The following is a 20,008-nucleotide window of genomic DNA, read 5'->3' as shown; positions in this document are numbered from 1 at the left end:
CGTGGAGATCCTGCTCCTGGTCGCGAGTCTCGTCGGATTCATCGCGCTGACGCTCGGGACGGCGCTGTTCGTGGCGGCCGAGTTCTCCCTCACCGCGTTGGAGCGGTCGACGATCACCGCCGACGTGGCCGATCGCGCGGACCGTCGTTCTCGGATGGTCCAACGCGCGCACTCCACCCTGTCGTTCCAGCTGTCGGGCGCGCAGCTGGGCATCACGATCACGACCCTCATCACCGGCTACATCGCCGAACCGGTCCTCGCCCGGATCCTCCAGCCGCCGCTGACCGCACTCGGCGTCGGCGAGTCGGTGGCCTCGGCGACCTCGCTCATCCTCGCGCTGGTGATCGCGACCTCCCTGTCGATGGTGCTCGGCGAGCTCATCCCGAAGAACCTCGCGATCGCCAAGCCGCTCGCGGTGGCGCGGGCCACCGCCGGCCCGATGACCGTGTTCTCCGCGGTCTTCCGCTGGGCGATCAACGGATTGAACGGCACGGCGAACTGGATCGTCCGCCGACTCGGCATCGAACCGACCGATGAGCTGGCCTCCGCGCGGTCGCCCCAGGAACTCGTCTCGCTCGTCCGTAACTCGGCACGTCGCGGTGCCCTCGACCAGCAGACGGCGACCCTCGTCGACCGCTCGCTGCGCTTCGGCGAACTGACCGCCGAGGACCTGATGACCCCCCGCGTGACCATCGATTGTCTCGACCGCGCCGACTCCGTCCGCGACCTCGTCATGGCGTCGTCGCGCACCGGGCACTCCCGTTTCCCGGTCGTCATCGACGGCGACCTCGACGACCTCGTCGGGGTCGTGCACATCAAACAGGCCTTCACCGTTCCGCCCGAGCGACAGGCCACCACCTCGGTCACCTCGATCGCCCGGCCGGTGCCACGTGTGCCGGCCAGCCTCGACGGTGACGCGCTGATGGAACGCATCCGCGCCGACGGGATGGAGCTGTGCGTCGTGATCGACGAATACGGCGGGACCGCCGGCATCGTCACCACCGAAGACCTCATCGAGGAGATCCTCGGCGACGTCACCGACGAACACGACGACGAACGCGCCGACGTCGCGGTCGACGGCAACGGTTACCTCTGTGCCGGACTGCTGCGCATCGACGAGCTGTACGACGCCGTCGGCTACCACGCCCCCGAAGGGCCCTACGACACGCTGGGTGGACTCGTCATGTACTGCCTGGGACGCATTCCCACCGTCGACGACGAGGTGGACCTCCCACGACGCTCGGCCGTCGGCGAGACCGACGACGACACCGCCCAGTCGCCCGACCGCGGCCCCGACGTCACCTGGCGTGCGACCGTCACCCAGATGGACGGACGCCGGGTCGACGTGGTCGCCATCCGGCCGGCTCCCGCGGATCAGGTCCGGGCGGCTCACGCGGACCGAGACCTCTCCGCCGCTTCCGAACGAAACGGCGAACCGTCGCGCATCCAGGAGGACCCGCATGGGCGGTGATCTGTGGGCGGTCGGGCTGACCGTCGTCCTCCTGGCCGGCAACGCGTTCTTCGTGGGTGCCGAGTTCTCCCTGATCTCGGCTCGGCGCGACCGCCTCGAAGCCCTCGCCGAGAGCGGCAAGAGCCGCGCGAGGACCGTCATCCACGCCGGCGAACGGCTGTCGCTGATGCTGGCCGGTGCGCAGCTCGGCATCACGATCTGCTCGATCCTGCTCGGCCGGGTCGGCGAGCCCGCGGTCGCGCATCTCATCGAGGCGCCGCTGCACCTGGCGCACGTTCCCGATGCCCTTCTCCACCCGATCTCGTTCGCCATCGCGCTGTCGCTGGTCGTGGTGCTGCACATCCTGCTGGGTGAGATGGTGCCGAAGAACATCGCGCTGGCCGGCCCGGAGTCGTCCGCGATGCTCCTCGTGCCGGCACATCTGCTCTTCATCCGGCTGGTCCGGCCGTTGATCGCGTTCTACAACTGGCTGGCAAACATCTCCCTGCGGCTCCTCCGAGTGGAACCGAAGGACGAACTCGAGTCCACGGTGTCGCTGGGCGAGCTGGCCGAGATGGTCGGCGAGTCCAAGCAGGAAGGCCTCATCGACGCCGAGGAGCACGAACGACTGACCCGCGCCCTGCAATCCATCGGCCGCACGGTGTCGGAGGTGATGATCCCGCTGGACCAGATGCGCAGTGTCGGTGTGCAGGTGTCCGGTTCCGGCGGCATCGGACCGACGCTGGGTGCCGTGGAGAAAGCGGTCGGCGAGACGGGGTTCTCCCGGTTCCCCGTCCGCGGACCCGACGGCACCTTCACCGGCTATCTGCACCTCAAGGACGTACTCGACGAGATCCTCGACGAGCACGTCGGACCGGACACCATCATCGGCGTCGACAAGATCCGGCCGCTGCCGGTCATCGATTCGACGACGCCCCTCGACGAGGCCACGGGAGTGCTGCGGCGGACCAGTTCGCATCTGGGCGCGGTGGTCGACGACAGCGGCCGCACCATCGGCATCGTCCCGCTCGCCGACCTGGTGGAGGAGTTCGTCGGCAACGTCCGCGACGAGACACACCGGGTGTGACCACGATGACCGCGCAACTGGAACATCCGGAGCTCGACCTGGCGGCGCAGGTCCTGGACGCCGACGAGTGGCGAGCACGCCGCGACGCCCATCGGCGGGCGGTGGAGGAGCTGATCGGCCCCTACCTCGACGCCCGGCGTCGCGGCGCCCGTCACCCGGTGATCGACTTCTTGTTCACCTACTACTCGTCACGTCCGGCGCACGTGCTGCGCTGGCATCCCGGGTTCGGTGTGACGATCGAGGACGGCGACGAGTTCCTCGGCCTGCGTGGCTACGAGCAGACCGCCGCCGGTGTGAGCGTCGGCGACGCCTATCTCCGGCACCGCGGCGAAGCGCTCGCCGCCGCCGTGGACATGCTCGGCGCCACCGCCCGACGACCCGCTCGGCTCGGCTGTTTCGGCCTGCACGAGTGGGCGATGGTCTACCGCACCGACGACACCCGGCACGACCTGCCGCTGCGATTGGGGTCCGCGGGCACCGACGCGGTCGTCGAGTCGATGCCGCTGCGGTGCACCCACTTCGACGCCTACCGGTTCTTCACCGACCCGGCGCGTCCGCGCAACGACACCACGCTGAGCCGGGTGACGCAGATCGCGCACGAACAACCGGGTTGCCTGCACGCGACGATGGACCTCTACCGGTACTGCTTCACCCTCGCGCCTCTCGTGCCGTCGGACCTGACGCTCGACTGCTTCGCGCTGGCACTCCGAGCCCGCGACCTCGACATGCGCGCCAGTCCCTACGATCTCAGCGACCTCGGTTACGAGCCGGTCCGCATCGAGACAGCCGCCGGCAGGGCCGACTACGTGCGCGAGCAGTCGGCGATCGCCGAACGGGGAATGACCCTGCGGACGCGGTTGCTCACCATCTGTACGGAGCTCGCGGACCTCGCGACCGTGCCCGGCGGGAGGCGCCTGCCGTCCGCCGTTACCGACGAGTAGCATGTATGCGTCGTCATTCGCTCGAGAAAGGCTGCCATGTCTGACCGGATCACCGTCAACGGGTTGCAGGTCGCTACCGTCCTGCACGACTTCATCAACAACGAGGCGTTGCCCGGTACCGGTGTAGATGCGGACGCCTTCTGGGCCGGTGCGGCCTCGGTCATCGCCGATCTCGCCCCGCGCAACCGCGAACTGCTCGCCGTCCGCGACGACCTGCAGACCAAGCTCGACGCCTGGCACCGCGATCACAAGGACGCCGACCTCACCCCCGGCAGCGCCGACTTCGACTCCTACAAGTCGTTTCTGACCGAGATCGGCTACCTCGCTGAGGTCCCCGCCGACTTCCAGATCACCACGTCGAACGTCGACCGCGAGATCGCCGACACCGCGGGCCCGCAGCTCGTGGTCCCGATCCTCAACGCGCGGTTCGCGCTGAACGCCTCGAACGCCCGCTGGGGTTCGCTGTACGACGCGCTCTACGGTACCGACGCGATCCCCGAGACCGACGGCGCGGAGAAGGGCTCGTCCTACAACAAGGTGCGCGGCGACAAGGTCATCGCCTACGCCAAGGACTTCCTCGACCAGGCCGTGCCGCTCGAACAGTGCAGCTACACCGATGTGCGGGCGTTCGCCGTCACCGACGGCGCGCTGCAGGTGACGCTGGACAGCGACAAGACCTCCACCCTGGCCGACCCGACCGCGTTCGTCGGCTACCGCGGCGACGCGGCTTCGCCGACCTCGATCCTGCTGCGCAACAACGGCCTTCACCTCGACATCGAGATCGATCCGTCCTCGCCCATCGGGTCCACCGACCCGGCCGGAATCAAGGACGTCGTCGTCGAATCCGCGATCACCACGATCATGGACTTCGAGGACTCGGTCGCTGCGGTCGACGCCGAAGACAAGGTCGTCGGGTACCGGAACTGGCTGGGCCTCAACAAGGGTGACCTCGCCGAGGAGGTTTCCAAGGGCGGCAAGACCTTCACGCGCGTGCTCAACGGCAACCGCGAGTACACCGCGCCGGACGGCACCACCTTCGACCTGCACGGGCGTTCGCTGCTGTTCGTCCGCAACGTGGGCCACCTGATGACCAACGACGCGATTCTCGACGCCGACGGCAACGAGGTCCCCGAGGGCATCCTCGACGGTCTGATCACGTCACTGATCGGCATCCACGGTTTGAGCGGCGCCGGGAGCGAAGCGAGCGGGCCGAATGGATCGCAAGCAGAGGGTCTACAGAACTCGCGGACCGGATCGGTCTACATCGTGAAGCCGAAGATGCACGGCCCCGACGAGGTCGCCTTCACCGTCGAACTGTTCGGCCGTGTGGAGAAGGTCCTCGGCCTGCCCGAGAACACGCTCAAGGTCGGGATCATGGACGAGGAGCGCCGCACCACGGTGAACCTCAAGGCCTGCATCAAGGCCGCCGAGCAGCGCGTGGTGTTCATCAACACCGGCTTCCTCGACCGCACCGGCGACGAGATCCACACCTCGATGGAAGCCGGGCCGATGGTGCGCAAGGGCGAGATGAAGCAGCAGACCTGGATCGGGGCGTACGAGAACTTCAACGTCGACACCGGCTTGCACGCGGGCCTGCAGCACAAGGCCCAGATCGGCAAGGGCATGTGGGCCATGCCCGACCTGATGGCCGACATGCTCGAGCAGAAGATCGGGCACCCGAAGGCCGGCGCCACCACCGCATGGGTGCCGTCACCGACGGCCGCCACTCTGCACGCGCTGCACTACCACCTCGTCGACGTCTTCGAGCGCCAGGACGAGATCGCCAAGCGCGATCCCGCCCGGGTCGAGGACATCCTCACCATCCCGCTCGCGCCGAAGACCGACTGGTCCGACGAGGAGAAGCAGCAGGAACTCGACAACAACTGCCAGTCCATCCTCGGTTACGTGGTGCGATGGATCGACCAGGGTGTCGGCTGCTCCAAGGTCCCCGACATCCACGACGTCGCTCTCATGGAAGACCGTGCGACGCTTCGGATCTCGAGCCAGCTGCTGGCGAACTGGCTTCGCCACGGCATCGTCGGCGAGGCCGACGTGGTGGCCTCGCTCGAGCGGATGGCCCCGGTCGTCGACCGGCAGAACGCCGGTGACCCGACCTACCGCCCCCTGGCGCCGGACTTCGACTCCAACATCGCCTTCCAGGCGGCCAAGGAGCTGATCCTCGAGGGCACGACGCAGCCGAGCGGCTACACCGAGCCGATCCTGCACCGCCGTCGCCGCGAGTACAAGGCGGCGAACCCGGCCGGCTGAGCACCGGGTTCCACGTAGGCGATACGACCGTGCCGAACCGCCGAGAGTCGGCACGGCGTATCGTCGTACCCTGCACTGCGCACCGGCTCGCCACGGCCGACCGGGCGAGGGACGCACCGAGCAGGGAGGGCATCGGCGTTGGCACATCACCGGAGTAGCGGCGGGGAGAGCATCCGAAGCCGCGGCGTGAGCCGAGGTGTCGTCGCCGCACTCTTGTCGATCCTGCTCGTCGCGGCCGTCGTCGTCATCTGGCAGGACCTCGGCGATCAGATCGATCGCCAGGCCGAGGAGGCCGCCGCGCAGTGCGTCGAGGGTCGTGAGTCGGTACCGATCGTCGCCGATCCGGATATTGCGCCGGGACTGGCGGCCGTCGCCCGCAACTTCGGCGAGACGAACCCCGTCGTGCGCGACAAATGCGTCAGCGTCGACGTCCGGCCGGGCGACGCGAAGATCACCCTCGACGGTCTGTCGGGGTCGTGGGACACCGAGTCGATGGGCGCATACCCGGCCGCCTGGGTGCCGCAGTCGTCGGTGTGGTCGGCAGATCTGGCGGCGGCGAAACCCGATGCGATCGAGGGCAACACCCGATCGCTGGTCTCGACGCCGGTCGTGCTGGCGGTGTCCCCCGAGCTCAACAGCTCCCTGGCCGGCAGTCTCGACTGGTCGCAGATCCCCACCCTGCAGCGCCGCGACAACTCACTCGCCGACTTCGGACTCCAGGGTTGGGGATCGTTGCGCATGGCGATGCCTATCGGCGCACAGTCCGACGCCAGCGCGCTGGCCGCCCAGGCGGTCGCGACACGCGTCACCCGGACCACCGGACCGCTGACCACCGCCGACGCCGAGTCGCCGCGGGTCAGTTCCAGTGTCCGCGCCATGCTGGAGGGCGCGCCGCTCTCCCCGGACGGGACACCCCAGGGCGCGGCAACGGCCATCGCCGACGCACCGGACGCGGCCCGAGCGGAGATCCACGTCGTGCCCATCACTGAACAACGCCTGTTCCAGATGACCCGCGAGGACGACCGCGCACGCCTGGCCGAACTCATCCCGTCGGGTCCGACGCCGATCGCCGACTACCCCGTCATCCGGATGTCGGGTCCCGAGGTCTCCGAGTCGGCAGCCGATGCCGTCGCCGAGTTCATCCAGTTCGCCTCGGAGCCCGAGCAGTTGCAGTTGCTCACCGAGCTCGGTTTCCGCGGCGACGCCCCGATGCCCTCCCCGACCCCGACCGTGACGTTCCCGCGCACGCCCGATCCGATGCCGACACCCGAGAACGGCGCGATCGTCGCCATCAACCGGCTCGTCTACGGGCCGGCCAGCGTTCCGGCGAGCTCCACGCCGCCCTCGGTGCCGTCGGGAAGCGCGGGGGGTTAGAGCTCGCGAGGACGGGTCGTTTCGACACGGTTCGTGGCTGCGCTCCTCACCTGCTCAACGAACAGGTGAGGAGCTTAAGACGATGAAGAAGTCAGCTGCTGTAGGCCTCGATCGGCGGGCAGCTGCACACCAGGTTGCGGTCGCCGTACACCCCGTCGATCCGCCGGACGGCCGGCCACACCTTCGCCCGGCCGCCTGCGGACGGCAGTCCCTGCGGGTAGACGGCGACTTCCCGCGAGTACGGGTGGTCCCACTCGCCGACGAGCGACTCGGCCGTGTGCGGGGCGCCGCGGAGCGGACTGTCCTCGGCGGGCCACTCCCCTCGTCCGACGAGTTCGATCTCGCCGCGGATCGCGATCATCGCATCGCAGAACGCGTCGATCTCGTCGAGGTTCTCGCTCTCGGTGGGCTCCACCATCAGCGTGCCGGCCACCGGGAAACTCATGGTCGGCGCGTGAAAACCGTAGTCCGCGAGTCTCTTCGCCACGTCGTCGACGGTGACGCCGGTGGCCTTGGTGATGGCCCGGAGGTCGAGGATGCACTCGTGGGCGACGAAGCCGTCCTCGCCGGTGTAGAGCACCGGATAGTGCTCACCGAGCCGCTTGGCGACGTAGTTGGCGGCGGTGATCGCCGTGAGCGTCGCCCGTCGGAGACCGTCCGCGCCCATCATCGCGATGTAGGCATAGGTGATCGGCAGGATCGCCGCCGAGCCGTACGGGGCCGCGGCGATCGTGGCCGACCCGGGCAGCTCGTCGGCGAGCGGGTGACCGGGGAGAAACGGGGCCAGATGCTCCCGGACCGCGACGGGTCCGACGCCGGGCCCGCCGCCGCCGTGCGGGATGCAGAACGTCTTGTGCAGGTTGAGATGGCTGACGTCACCGCCGAAATGACCCGGCCGTGCGACACCGACGAGCGCGTTGAGGTTGGCGCCGTCCACGTAGACCTGGCCGCCGGCGTCGTGCACCGCGCCGCAGACGTCGCGGACGTCGTGCTCGAAGACGCCGTGCGTCGACGGGTACGTGATCATGATCGCCGCGACCCGGCCTTCGTTTGCCGCGATCTTGGCGCGCAGATCGTCGAGGTCGACGTCGCCGTTCTCGCGGCACCCGACCACCACGACGCGCATTCCGGCCATGACGGCCGACGCGGCATTGGTGCCGTGGGCGCTCGACGGGATGAGGCAGACATCCCGGTCGACGTCGCCGCGGCTGAGGTGGTAGCCGCGGATGGCAAGCAGTCCCGCGAACTCCCCCTGTGAACCCGCGTTGGGCTGGAGGCTGACGCGGTCGTAACCGGTGACCGCCACGAGCCAGCCCTCGAGCGTGGTGATCAGCTCGCGGATGCCCGCGGTGTCGTCGGCCGGGGCGAAGGGGTGCAGCTGGGCGAAGCCGGGCCACGTGATGGGTTCCATCTCGGTGGTGGCGTTGAGTTTCATCGTGCACGACCCGAGCGGGATCATGCTGCGGTCGAGCGCGATGTCCTTGTCCGACAGGGCCCGCAGGTAACGCAGCATCGCGGTCTCGGTGCGGTACCGGTTGAACGCCGGGTGGGTCAGGTACTCGCTGGTGCGATTCTCGATCGGCTGCGCGAGTGCCCGCGGGGTGACGCCGGCGACGTCGAAGGCCCGCAGGACGGCATCGATGTCGGCGTCGGTCGTCGTCTCGTCACAGGCGATGCCGATGGTGTCGGCGTCGACGCGTCGCAGGTTGATCCCGTCGTGGCGGGCGCGGGCGAGGATCGTGTCGGCTTGACCGGGTGCGTGCACCTCGACGGTGTCGAAGAAGTTCGCGTGTGCCACCGAGAACCCGCCCGCGGCGATCGAGTCGGCGATCCGGGCCGCTGCGTCGTGGGTGCGTCGTGCGATGGCACGCAGGCCGTCCGCCCCGTGGTACGAGGCGTACATGGCGGCCATCACCGCCAGCAGCACTTGCGCGGTGCAGATGTTGCTCGTGGCCTTCTCCCGGCGGATGTGCTGTTCGCGGGTCTGCAGCGCGAGTCGGTAGGCCAGGTTGCCGTCGGCATCCTTGGAGATGCCGACGAGCCGCCCGGGAAGCTGTCGGGCGTGCTTCGACCCGACGGCGAGGTAACCCGCGTGCGGTCCGCCGAAGCCCATCGGCACACCGAAGCGTTGCGTCGTGCCGAAGCAGACGTCGGCTCCCTGCTCGCCGGGCGGCGTGACCAGTGTCATCGCCAGGAGATCGGCACCGGCCGCGACGAGAGCGCCGCGCTCGTGCGCGGCGTCGACGATCGCGGTGGCGTCGACGATGCGACCCGATGCGCCGGGCACCTGGAGGATCACGCCGAAGAAGTCGCCGTCCGGCAGTCCGCATCCGGGCAGATCGGGGTGCAACGAGGCCTCGACGACCTCGATGCCCAGGGGCTCGGCGCGCGTGTCGAGGACGGCACGCGTCTGCGGGAACAGGTCCGCGTCGACGATCACGCGGTTCGACTTCGACTTGCCCGCGCGACGCATCAGCGTCATCGCCTCGGCGGCCGCGGTGGCCTCGTCGAGCATGGAGGCATTGGCCACCTCCATGCCGGTGAGGTCGGCGACCATGGTCTGGAAGTTCAGCAGCGACTCGAGACGTCCCTGGCTGATCTCCGGCTGATACGGCGTGTACGCGGTGTACCAGGCGGGGTTCTCCAGCACGTTGCGCAGGATGACGCCGGGCGTGTGGGTTCCGTAGTAGCCGAGCCCGATCATCGACCGGGCCACGGTGTTGCGGGCTGCGAGGTCACCGAGTTGTGCGAGGACCGCACTCTCGCTCAGCGGTGCGGGCAGCGCCCCCAGGACATCGGAATCGAGTTCGTCGGCGATGACTGCGGGTATGACACGGTGCGCCAGATCATCGAGGGAAGCCGCGCCGATCGCCTCGAGCATCCGGCGGGTCTCGTCGGCGTCCGGACCGACATGGCGGTCGACGAAGGCGGCCGACAGCTGGGGAGCGGCCCGTGTGGGGTCCGGGCTGGATCCGTCTGGGCTGGATCCTTCTGGGGCGTCGGACGGGGTCGCTTCAGTGGTGGACACGGTGGCGGGCAACCTCTCGCAGGCGCCGGTACACGGACCGGCTGCTGACCCTCCCCCTCTGTCATGTCTTCGGCCACAGCCGATGTGACGCCTGAGAGATTCGGCGCTGCGCAACTCTGCGCGATCGCCTTTCACCGTGGGCGGACGACGGATCGTCACTTTCCAGAGACGTCGTCACCACCGCGGTCCTGGGTGCCTGAGAGTTTGACGGAGAGGTGTTGCTCCTTCGGCGGCCGCCGGCGATGAGTATCCGACGGCGCTCTCCCGCAGCGTAGCGACGCGGGGCCAGTCTACGCGGAGTCTCGACTACCCGGTGCGACGGGCGCGGTTCTTGCGTCGCGCAGCGAGTTCGTCCTCGGGTGCGGTCTCACTGACACCGCCGTCGGCCCGCTCGCCGGGGAAGTCGGCGATGGTGCCGGTGAGTTCGCGCATCGCGCCGCTGACGGCGATGCCGAACACGCCCTGCCCGCCCTGCAGGAGGTCGACGACCTCTTCGGCCGAGGTGCACTCGTACACGGTCGTACCGTCCGAGAACAGGGTGATCTTCGCGAGGTCCTCGACACCGCGCTGACGGAGGTGGTCGACGGCGACGCGGATGTTCTGCAGGGAGATCCCGGTGTCGAGCAGACGCTTGACGATCTTGAGGACGAGGATGTCCTTGAACGAGTACAGGCGCTGGCTTCCGGAACCAGCCGCTCCACGGATCGACGGGACGACCAGCGAGGTGCGGGCCCAGTAGTCGAGCTGGCGGTAGGTGATCCCGGCGATCTGGCAGGCGCTCGGCACCCGGTAGCCGACGAGCTCGTCGGGCACCGTGTCGTCCGGGAAGAGGCCCGGGGCGATGTCGCCGAGACTGCCCTGGGTCGGGACGGCGTCGGGACGCTCGCCCACCGGACGATCGGGTGACTGGTCGCTCGACGTCATTTCGCTGTCGACCGGACGATCGCCCACTTCTGACTCCCTCGCAAAGCTCGGATCGGACGCCGCACCACGGTGCCTGACGTCCACGTCCACAGTACGCGGTCCAGGCTGTTTCCGGTCGGCCGATCATCTTCATCGGCCCGTGTCCGGTGCTCGATGTCGCTGATGACGCTATGCGGCGGAGGACGGTGGATCAACGCGACTCGCCACGACACTCAACCTCAACTTGAGATCAAGACAAATGGTGATCGGGCGGTGTCGATTCCGTGATCTGAGTTTCGGTTCCGGTCGGCGAACACGTTCGTCGACGGATTCCACGAACCGGTCAGGCGCCGCTTGCCTTGAAGTCGTCCGGGGACACGTTGTCGAGGAACTCCTTGAACTTCTCGACCTCGTCCTCTTTGACCTCTTCGGGCTGCACCTCGGCGGACTCGTCGGAATCCTCGTCCGGGATCAGCAACCCCGCCTCGGCGAGAACCTCTTCGTCGGCGATGATCGGCACCTCGGCACGCATCGCGACCGCGATCGAATCCGACGGCCGCGCCGACACCCGCAGATCGCCGGTGAAGATCATCTCGGCGTAGAAGGTGCCCTCCTGCATGTCGACGATCCGGACCTCGACGAGGGTCTGCCCGAACTCCTTGATGAGGTTCACGATCAAATCGTGGGTCAACGGACGAGGAGGCTCGATCCCCTTCTGCCGCAGCGCAATCGACGCAGCTTCACTCTGTCCGATCCAGATCGGCAGGTAGCGTTCGCCCTCGACCTCGCGCAGCAACAACACCGGCTGACTCTGCGGGGGTTCGACCCTGATGCCCACCACACGCATCTCGCTCATCTCGCACCTCCCAGACGCCTTGTACGGCGCTCGATTCAGTGACCTCGACGCTACACCGACTGAGCGGACAGCGGCGGCCGACTCGCGGCGCCCCAGCGGATCCCCTCAGCGGATGCCCTCGACGGATCGTCGCTGTTCAGTCCGGTGCGGCGGTCGCACGCGCGCACCGCGATCTCAGTCCAGCGCACCCTTGACGGCCGCCTTGACCAACTGCGTGTGCAGCGTCACCGACAAGGCCGCGATCTCGCGCACGAGTTCCTCGGCGCGGTCCCGCGCACCGGTGCCCTTGCCCTTGGCGATCGGGTTGGCGATCTGGGCGACGAGGCCCGCCTCGCGATCTGCGGACACCTTGAATGCCCGGAGATGACGCGTCTCCAGGCCGTAACTGGCCAGGGCCGCGGCCGCCTCGACGAGCCGTACGGCGTCCTCGTCGAAGAACCCGGCGGGCCCGGCGGTCAACAGGCCGTTGCGCTGGAGTTCGGTGACGAAAGCCGAATCCACCCCGGTGCGTTCGATCAGCGACTCCCGGGAGACGCGTCCGGCGCGCGCACCGAAGTCGGTGGCCGGCGCCACGGTCCCGCGGGCCGCGGACAGCACGCGCGTTCCGCCGGGACCGAAGCCGCCGTTGCCGTTGTCGATCGCGTCGAGCTGTTCCTTGATCACCTTCAGCGGGAGATACCGGTCCCGCTGCGCGGTCAGCACGAACCGCAGCCGTTCGCAGTCGGCCTGACTGAACCGCCGATACCCCGACGGAGCCCGCTCCGGGGTCACCAGACCCTCCGACTCCAAGAATCGGATCTTCGAGATCGTGATGTCCGGGAAGTCATCACGCAATTGGGCGAGGACCGTGCCGATCGACATCGATCCTTCGCCGCGGGGGGCCGTGGACGCCGTCACGGGTGTCAGGCGTCTGCTTCGTCGCGGGGACCGCTGAGGAACACCAGACGGAACTTGCCGATCTGAACCTCGTCGCCATTGCTCAGCGACGCGGTGTCGACCGGCTCGCGGTTGACGTACGTGCCGTTGAGGCTGCCCACGTCGACGACCTGAAAGTCGTTGTCGCCGAGACGGAACTCGGCGTGACGACGGCTGACGGTCACGTCGTCGAGGAAGATGTCGCTGTCGGGGTGCCGGCCGGCCGAGGTCGTCGGCTGATCGAGGAGGAACCGCGACCCCGCATTGGGTCCTCGCTTCACGACAAGCAGCGCGGTCCCGGGAGCGAGTCGTTCGACCCCCGTGTCGGCCGGCTCACTCGAGGTGCTGGTCCCGGCATCGAGTTCATTGATGAACTCCTCCCGGAACACCGATGTGGTCTCCACCGGCGCCTCGAAGTCCCTGTCGTTTTCGCTCACCACTTCTCCTTCGTCGTCGTCAGTGCCGACCGCACAGTCGCCAACCTCGTTCTCGGAACCGCCGGCAACGCCTGGGACGGTGCCCGTCGGCTCTCGCCACGATGGCCGGTCGAATCTACATGACTTGTGCGGCCGGGTAGTTCTCGGCGCGAGATCGTGAGCATCGGTGTCACGTCGCGCCTCGTTCCCACTGCCGTAACCGTACCGGTCCTGCCGATCCCACCGGCGCGCGAGTCGACTCCGGCATCGACGATCATATCGTTCCGGAGGCGATCAGCCGGGTCGATCGGGGCTCCGGCCGTTCACGGCCGGGAGAACTCACCCCTCGATGACGGCGCGGTACCCCGCGGCGTCGAGTACCTCACCCAGGTGTTCGTCGAGGGTCGCCTCGTCTGCCGCCTCGATCTCGACCAGCCACCCCTCGCCGTACGGGTCCGAATTGACCAGTTCCGGCGAGGCGTCGAGGGCGTCGTTCACCGCCGACACCGTGCCTGCGAGCGGCCCGAAGATGTCCGAGACACTCTTCGTCGACTCGACCTCGGCGAACGACTCGCCGACGGTCACCTCCGCACCGCTCTCGGGTAGCTGGACGAACACCACGTCGCCGAGGGCGTCCTGGGCGTAGTCGGTGATCCCGACGCGCACCGTCGTCGGCCCGAGTCGCTCGATCCACTCGTGCTCCGCGGTGTAGCGCAAGGTCTCTGGCACTTTGCTGTCGGTCACGCGAACCCCTTTCGTCCTCGTCAGACTCTACTGTCTGCCGAGTCGCCTGCCGGGTGACGCGGCGGCATGAGCCGCATCACCAGGATCGTCTGATACCAGTACAGGACGAAGGACCACAGATACAGTCCGACGCCCCAGATCATGAAAGCCCAGCCGATCGGGTACGCGATGGTCCCCACGATCGAATCGAGCTGTCCGGCAAGAAGCCACGGGAATGCGCTCATCAGCGCGAAGGTCCCCGCCTTGCCGATGTAGAGCACCGGGAGCGCCAGCACGCCCCGCGATCGCAACAGTGGAGCGGACGCGAACAGCAGGACGTCGCGCGCGATGATCACACCGATCAGCCACCACGGCAGGAACTCCCGGATGCCGAACGCGATCGGGATGATCACGATGTAGAGCCGGTCGGCGGCCGGGTCGAGCAGCGCACCGATCTTCGACGACTGGTCGAGGAGTCGCGCGATCTTGCCGTCGGCCCAATCGGAGAAGCCCGAGAACATCAGGACGGCGAAGGCCCAGCCATCCGCCTTCTCGACGAGGAGCAGCCACACGAACACCGGGATGAGTGCGAGCCGAAGCACGCTCAGCGCGTTCGGGACCGTGACGATCCGGTCCGGAGCCGGCATGGTCGCCGCCTCCGGCTCGGTCACCGGAAGATCCCGATGATGCCCTGCAAGGTTTTCGCTCCGCCCGAGGAGAACAGGTTGTCGTGGACCATGTAGGTCCAGGTGGTCGTCGACCGGTGCAGATCCGCCGACCCGAGGTCGACGCCGTCGGGGGTGATGTCGGCCTCCCGGAACGTCTCGCGCGCCTTCGCGAGGGCCGTACCGGGCAGATCGGCGAACTCGGCGAGGATCAGCCGATGGAACTCGTCCAGCGGGCTCTCCTTGCCCAGCGACCGGAGGTGGATGCTGGCGCGGACGTCGGAGACGAAGGCGAGATGATCGGCCCAGGCGCGGTCGAGATGGTAGAGCACGATCTCGCGCGCGGCCTGTGACAACACCTCGCGAGGCACGGGCGCGACGGCGGGGGTGGCCTCGTGATCGGTCGCGGCATTCTCGGTCGCGGCATTCTCGGTGTCGGCCTTCTCGGCGTCGGCCTCATCGGTGGTGGTCTCCACCGTCGTCGTGCTCCCGGTCAACTGCGCGTAGCGGTCCGGTTCCAGATCCGCCAGCTCTTCGAGCGCGGCGTCGGTGGTCAGGATCTGCATACGACGTTCGACGATGATGTCCCGCTGCTGATTGACCAGCTTGTTGTAACGCCAGGTGTTCGCGTGGAGTTCGAGCATCACGCCCTCGGCGATCCGCTGGGCCTGCTCGATGAGGTCGACACCCTTGCTGCCCATCGAACCGTCCTCGTTGGGCGACACGGGATCTCGTTTGAACGCGAGGTTCTTGGTGACGACCGGGTCCTCGAGGCTGGAGAAGAACACCGACGTACCGGGATCGCCCTGACGCCCCGCGCGTCCGCGCAGCTGACTGTCGAGACGTTCGGTGTCGTGGCGGCCCGTGCCGACGACGCACAACCCGCCGAGTTCGATGACCTCGTCGTGGGCGTCCGCGTCGTCCTTCGAACCACCCAGGCGGATGTCGGTGCCCCGTCCGGCCATCTGGGTGGACACGGTGACGGCGTCCCGGGCGCCGGCCTCGGCGATGATCTTCGCCTCTTCGGCGTCGTTCTTCGCGTTGAGCACGACCGACGACACCCCGGCCTTGTCGAGGAAGTACGCGAGTTCCTCGGACTCGGCCACGTCGTGGGTACCGATGAGGACGGGTTGTCCGGTCTCGTGGATCTCCTTGACGTAGGCGACGATCGCCTCGACCTTGTTGGCCTTGGTGTCGTAGACCCGGTCGGGCAGGTCGGTCCGGACGTTGGGGGTGTTCGGCGGGATCTGCGAGACGCGCAGTTCGTAGAACTGGCGGAACTGCTCGCCGGCGGCGAGCGCGGTGCCGGTCATGCCGCAGACCTTCGGGTAGCGGCCGATCAGGGCCTGCACCGTGATGGTGTCGATGACCTCTCCCGAATCGGTCTGCGTCAGCCCTTCCTTGAGCTCGACCGCGGCCTGCACCCCGTCGGGCCAGCGCTGGAGCTGCGCGACGCGGCCGCGCGAGGCGTTGATGAGGTGCACGCCGCCGTCGCGGACGATGTAGTGGATGTCGCGTTCGAGGAGATAGTGGGCGTGCATGGCGATGCTGACGTGTACGAGCGTCGTGCCGACGTGTTCCTCGCTGTAGAGGTCGATGCCGCCGAGTTCTTCCTCGACGAACACCGCGCCCTCGTCGGTCAGGGTGACGTTGCGGCCCTCCGCGTCGACCTCGTAGTGCTTGTTCTTCATCCGCGACACGACGTCGTGGATCGCCGCGTCCGGTACCTCGGTCTCGGTCGAACCGGCGAGCACCAGCGGCACGAGCGCCTCGTCGACGAGCACCGAATCCGCCTCGTCGATGATCGCCACGTCGGGTGTCGGCGAGACGAGGTCCGTTTCGGACAGGGCGAGCTGATCACGGAGGACGTCGAAGCCGATCTCGTTGACCGACCCGTAGGTGACGTCACCGGTGTAGGCGCGTCGCCGTTCCTCGCGGCTCGAGTTCTCCGAGACCGCGTGGACGGTGATGCCGAAGACGTCGAACAGCGGCTTCATCCACTCCGCGTCGCGGGTCGCCAGATAGTCGTTGACCGAGATCACGTGGACCTGATGTCCCTGCAGCACATGGCCGATCGCGGCGATGGCGCCGGCGAGCGTCTTGCCCTCACCGGTGGCCATCTCGACGATGTCGCCCTCCAGGAGTCGGAGGGCGCCCTGCAACTGGACATCGAAGGGCCGCAGGCCGATGGTGCGGTCGGCGGCTTCCCGGACCAGGGCGAGGAACTTCGCGCGGTCCGCGGGCTTCTCGGCGATGTCGAGTTTCTCGGCCTCCGCGCCGAACGCGTCGTCGGCGAGTTCGGCGGCCCAGTCGGTGTGGGCTTCGGCGTCCTTGATCACACCCAACGACTTCGACTGGTTGCGAGTCGACTGGGCGCCCAGAAGGCGCCACATGCTGTTGCTCAGCTTTCCCACCGAAACATTTCTCCTGATCGTTCCCGGTTCCGTCGCGACCCACCCCCTCCGGGCGGGTCAGGTCAGCAACAACGGTACGCGGCCGCTGGTCGACCGAGAACGCCGACATTATGATCAGTCCACCCGATTCGGCTCGAGGACTAAGGACGGCCCATGACCAGGACTCGCCGGACCAGGGTTCGACTCCGTCTCCTGCGCGCGACGATCGCCGGGTCGCTCATCGCGGTCGGGGTAGGCCTCGGTGCATTCAACGACTGGTGGGTCGCGCTGTTCTTCGGGATCCCCCTGGTCTTCGCCGGCATCGCGGTCAGTCCCCGCGCTTCCCGGGTGTCGGAACTGCCGGAGTTCCGCCGCGCGACGTCGCCGGACGCCCCGCAGGTGGAGGTGGAGGCGCTCACCCGCAGCAGCCTCACCGCCGACGACTCGCAACCGACCATGGTCACCGCGACGATCAACCCACCGAACGACACCGCGTACCGGGCGCGCTGGATCACCTCGATGACCAAGGGGAATTTCCAGTCGCTGACCGACACCCCGTTCACGACACTGCCGCCGGATGCTCTCCCGCCCCGCGACCAGCCCGAGACCCCCGAATTCGACGACCAGCCCGGCCGCTGGGCGCTCGTCTATCCCGCGGTCACCCTGCTCGTGGCCGGCGCCTTGCTGTTCGGCGTCGCCGGCGGGTGGCACGTCGAGGGGCCGTCGCTCTCCGGGTTCGATTCCGCGATCGATTCCGGCGACGAGGCCGACGAAGACAACGCGGCGACTCTCGCCGATCACCATCGGCGGATGCTGGATGCAATCGCTGAATACGTAGGCCCGCAGGGCGTACACAACGTGCTGCAACTCGACTACGAGATCGGCTCTCCGTCGGCCTCTGCGCGCGTCTTCGATCCCACTACCGGCCGTGCCAGGACGATCAACATCGGTGACGGGTACTCGAATTCGTCAGTCGTGCCCAACACCGAAAGAGCGAACAAGACCTTCGACGCCGCGGCCATCGACCCGAACACGCTTGGCTCACTCGCCGACCCGATGGTGGCGGCGGTCCGGCCGTACTCCACCGAACCGGAACTGGACAAGGTGGTCATCGAACGGCGCGGACCGGACGGTCCGGTATTGATCACCGGGACCATCGAACCCGACGAGGGCGTCGTCGATGATTACGTTGTCCAGGCGACACCCGACGGCACCGTCGCCGAGTTCTTCGACCCCGCGGACTTCGCCAAGTCGTTTGAACTGGCACGACGTGAACTGGCGGCTGCGCGTGTCCCTCTGGACGCACCCGTCATCGAGGAGTTCATCATCCAGGGGACAGCGGACGGTGTGTCCCCGGTCACAGCGAGCATCATCCAGAACTCTGGCGGGGTCCTGGTCCGGTACCGGCTCGGCGACCGTGGCGGCGAAGTCGCCGTCGCGCCCGGCGAATTCCCGGTGGCCTCTGTCAGCGAAGGCCGTTACCGAAGCGAAGGCTTCCGCTTCGACAGCATCTCGGCAGACACCCTCGACCAGGTCAGGGCCGACTTGATGAGACGTGCGTCGGTCCCGGAGTACGACCGCGATGCGGTGGGCGTCGAGGTCGAACGCAACCGCATCGACGAGGCTTCGCAGTTCGTCATCCGCATGGACATCGCCAACACCGACGACGCCGAGGCGGTCTATTCGTTGGACGGACGCTTCATCAAGGAAGGCCGGTACTGACACCGGAGCCGGCCGGCGCGACCACACTGGCCGGCCTCACACCTTCGGCGTCCCCGCTTCCAGCGCCCTCCGGGTAACGGCCTGCAGTTCGGCCACCGCCGCTTCGGGCGGATGCAGCACCCCGCGATCGGTCATCGTGGTGACGATGTCGCGGACGCGGCCGTAGTACGTCGCCTGTTCGGCCGGCGTGCTGCTGGCGGCGGCGTGGTTGTAGAGCTTGAGCGCGCGATCGAGGTCGTCCTGATCGGTCTGCTCCAGGTAGCTTGCGCCCACCCGCCGGCCGTTCTTCTCGCAGGCGATCCAGGCCCGCCGCAGTCTGGCGACGGACTGCTGGTAGGCGTCGGCGCGCGAGCGGTTGCCCGGGTAGTCGTCGGTCCGCAGAGCCATCGCCTCGTCGAGCGCGAGATGGAAGGTCTGCGTCTGTTCGACCGTCACGTCGGTCACGGCCGGATACCTCAGCAGCATGGCGGGATCGAGTTCGTAGGTTCCGTAGGCGCCGAGGACCTCGTCGTGGCGACGCGCCGCTTCCTCCCACAACCGTTGCGCCGCTTCGTCAGAGCCCGCGTCGGCGATCCGGGGCCCGCCGGATGCGGGTCGGGTCAGGTCGACCGGTTCGTCCGGCGGGGCACTCGCCGCTGCCGCCCGCGACCCGGCCGGCGTCGGGGCGCCCTTCTTCTTCGTGGCGATGCGTTCGGGCGCGTGCCGCCGGAGTCGGGCCAGGATCTCCGCGACCGCCGGGTCTCCTTCGACGACGGCGACCCGCCAGAACTCCGTCTCGGGCGTATCGTCGGACTCGTGCCGCGAGCTGGGTGGCGTCCGGTCGGCGGGAACGGGCTCACCGTCCCGGCTCGCGAAGGTGAGTTTCAGATACTTCTGTCCGACGACCGTCAGGTGACGCGCACGCTCGCCGGCCATGTCCGAGGTGGAGTCCGCCGGACCTCCCACCGCGACCGTCACCAGCGACGAGAGCGGGTACCCGACGAGTGTGCGGTCCTCGTTGCCGAAGTAGACCGTGTCGTCGTCGACGGTGAGCAGGACGGCGCCTCGTTCGCCGAGCCGGCCGTAGGCCGCTCCGAGCAGCGATGCCACGATGGCCCCACCGACCACCGCCGACGTGATCAGACCGTCGACGCCGGCGATGTTGAGGGTCACGAGCGCGATCATCGCGACGACCATGAGAACCCAGGCTGCGGTGGCCGAGCGGTGGTGGCGACCGGTCAGGTATTCAGTCCGACACGTCACCGGGACCATGGTGCCCACATTCGTC

At 68.1% G+C, this 20,008-nt stretch carries 15 protein-coding genes and 1 riboswitch; of the genes, 6 read left to right on the top strand and 9 right to left on the bottom strand.

Annotated features, from left to right (window positions below; all coding sequences use genetic code 11):
* Nucleotide 1: 1 nt before the first annotated feature.
* The 5 genes from AS181_RS19585 (at nucleotide 2) to AS181_RS19565 (ending at nucleotide 7,120) form a co-directional block, all read left to right on the top strand.
* The gene (locus tag AS181_RS19585) at nucleotides 2-1,471 is read left to right on the top strand and encodes a hemolysin family protein (RefSeq protein WP_058253191.1); all 1,470 of its coding nucleotides are present in this window, start codon (nucleotides 2-4) and stop codon (nucleotides 1,469-1,471) included.
* Nucleotides 1,461-2,537, top strand: a complete 1,077-nt coding sequence (locus AS181_RS19580) for a hemolysin family protein (RefSeq protein WP_058253190.1) — start codon at nucleotides 1,461-1,463, stop codon at nucleotides 2,535-2,537. The genes AS181_RS19585 and AS181_RS19580 overlap by 11 nt, the downstream gene beginning before the upstream one ends.
* Nucleotides 2,534-3,478 carry a 3-methyladenine DNA glycosylase gene (locus tag AS181_RS19575; RefSeq protein ID WP_416259071.1) on the top strand — a complete coding sequence of 315 codons (945 nt, stop codon included), beginning with the start codon at nucleotides 2,534-2,536 and terminating at the stop codon, nucleotides 3,476-3,478. The genes AS181_RS19580 and AS181_RS19575 overlap by 4 nt, the downstream gene beginning before the upstream one ends.
* A 36-nt stretch (nucleotides 3,479-3,514) precedes the next feature.
* Nucleotides 3,515-5,746, top strand: coding sequence for a malate synthase G (locus AS181_RS19570; RefSeq protein WP_058253189.1), 2,232 nt, complete (start codon nucleotides 3,515-3,517; stop codon nucleotides 5,744-5,746).
* Between the two features lie 138 nt (nucleotides 5,747-5,884).
* Nucleotides 5,885-7,120: a substrate-binding domain-containing protein gene (locus tag AS181_RS19565; protein ID WP_058253188.1), complete on the top strand. Its 1,236-nt coding sequence runs from the start codon at nucleotides 5,885-5,887 to the stop codon at nucleotides 7,118-7,120.
* Nucleotides 7,121-7,211: 91 nt separating this feature from the next.
* Here AS181_RS19565 and gcvP read toward each other — a convergent pair whose 3' ends face one another.
* The 8 genes from gcvP to secA2 all read right to left on the bottom strand — a co-directional run bounded on the left by gcvP (nucleotide 7,212) and on the right by secA2 (nucleotide 17,040).
* Complete coding sequence (gcvP, locus tag AS181_RS19560; RefSeq protein ID WP_058253187.1) at nucleotides 7,212-10,148, bottom strand: aminomethyl-transferring glycine dehydrogenase; 2,937 nt, start codon at nucleotides 10,146-10,148, stop codon at nucleotides 7,212-7,214.
* 173 nt (nucleotides 10,149-10,321) lie between these two features.
* Nucleotides 10,322-10,425: riboswitch (glycine riboswitch) on the bottom strand.
* Between the two features lie 29 nt (nucleotides 10,426-10,454).
* Complete coding sequence (locus AS181_RS19555) at nucleotides 10,455-11,099, bottom strand: MerR family transcriptional regulator (RefSeq protein WP_058253186.1); 645 nt, start codon at nucleotides 11,097-11,099, stop codon at nucleotides 10,455-10,457.
* Between the two features lie 295 nt (nucleotides 11,100-11,394).
* Nucleotides 11,395-11,907 carry a bifunctional nuclease family protein gene (locus tag AS181_RS19550; RefSeq protein WP_055475394.1) on the bottom strand — a complete coding sequence of 171 codons (513 nt, stop codon included), beginning with the start codon at nucleotides 11,905-11,907 and terminating at the stop codon, nucleotides 11,395-11,397.
* Between the two features lie 174 nt (nucleotides 11,908-12,081).
* The gene (gene ftsR, locus AS181_RS19545) at nucleotides 12,082-12,804 is read right to left on the bottom strand and encodes a transcriptional regulator FtsR (RefSeq protein WP_431840247.1); all 723 of its coding nucleotides are present in this window, start codon (nucleotides 12,802-12,804) and stop codon (nucleotides 12,082-12,084) included.
* 5 nt (nucleotides 12,805-12,809) lie between these two features.
* Nucleotides 12,810-13,262: a glycogen accumulation regulator GarA gene (gene garA / locus AS181_RS19540; protein WP_055475393.1), complete on the bottom strand. Its 453-nt coding sequence runs from the start codon at nucleotides 13,260-13,262 to the stop codon at nucleotides 12,810-12,812.
* 315 nt (nucleotides 13,263-13,577) lie between these two features.
* Entirely contained in the window at nucleotides 13,578-13,982 is a 405-nt protein-coding gene (gene gcvH / locus AS181_RS19535) for a glycine cleavage system protein GcvH (RefSeq protein ID WP_055475392.1), read from the bottom strand.
* A gap of 20 nt (nucleotides 13,983-14,002) precedes the next feature.
* Entirely contained in the window at nucleotides 14,003-14,632 is a 630-nt protein-coding gene (locus AS181_RS19530; protein ID WP_058253185.1) for a CDP-alcohol phosphatidyltransferase family protein, read from the bottom strand.
* Entirely contained in the window at nucleotides 14,629-17,040 is a 2,412-nt protein-coding gene (gene secA2 / locus AS181_RS19525) for an accessory Sec system translocase SecA2 (RefSeq protein ID WP_058253184.1), read from the bottom strand. Before secA2 ends, AS181_RS19530 begins: the two co-directional genes overlap by 4 nt.
* A gap of 153 nt (nucleotides 17,041-17,193) precedes the next feature.
* On the opposite strand from secA2, the gene AS181_RS19520 reads away from it, so the two are divergent.
* Nucleotides 17,194-18,741 carry a hypothetical protein gene (locus AS181_RS19520; protein ID WP_058253183.1) on the top strand — a complete coding sequence of 516 codons (1,548 nt, stop codon included), beginning with the start codon at nucleotides 17,194-17,196 and terminating at the stop codon, nucleotides 18,739-18,741.
* A gap of 36 nt (nucleotides 18,742-18,777) precedes the next feature.
* Here AS181_RS19520 and AS181_RS19515 read toward each other — a convergent pair whose 3' ends face one another.
* Nucleotides 18,778-19,992, bottom strand: coding sequence for a hypothetical protein (locus AS181_RS19515; RefSeq protein WP_058253228.1), 1,215 nt, complete (start codon nucleotides 19,990-19,992; stop codon nucleotides 18,778-18,780).
* Nucleotides 19,993-20,008 lie beyond the last annotated feature (16 nt).

It is taken from the genome of Gordonia sp. SGD-V-85 (genome assembly GCF_001456905.1).
Taxonomy (GTDB): Bacteria; Actinomycetota; Actinomycetes; order Mycobacteriales; family Mycobacteriaceae; genus Gordonia; species Gordonia hongkongensis.
This window is presented reverse-complemented; position numbering and strand designations above follow the sequence as displayed.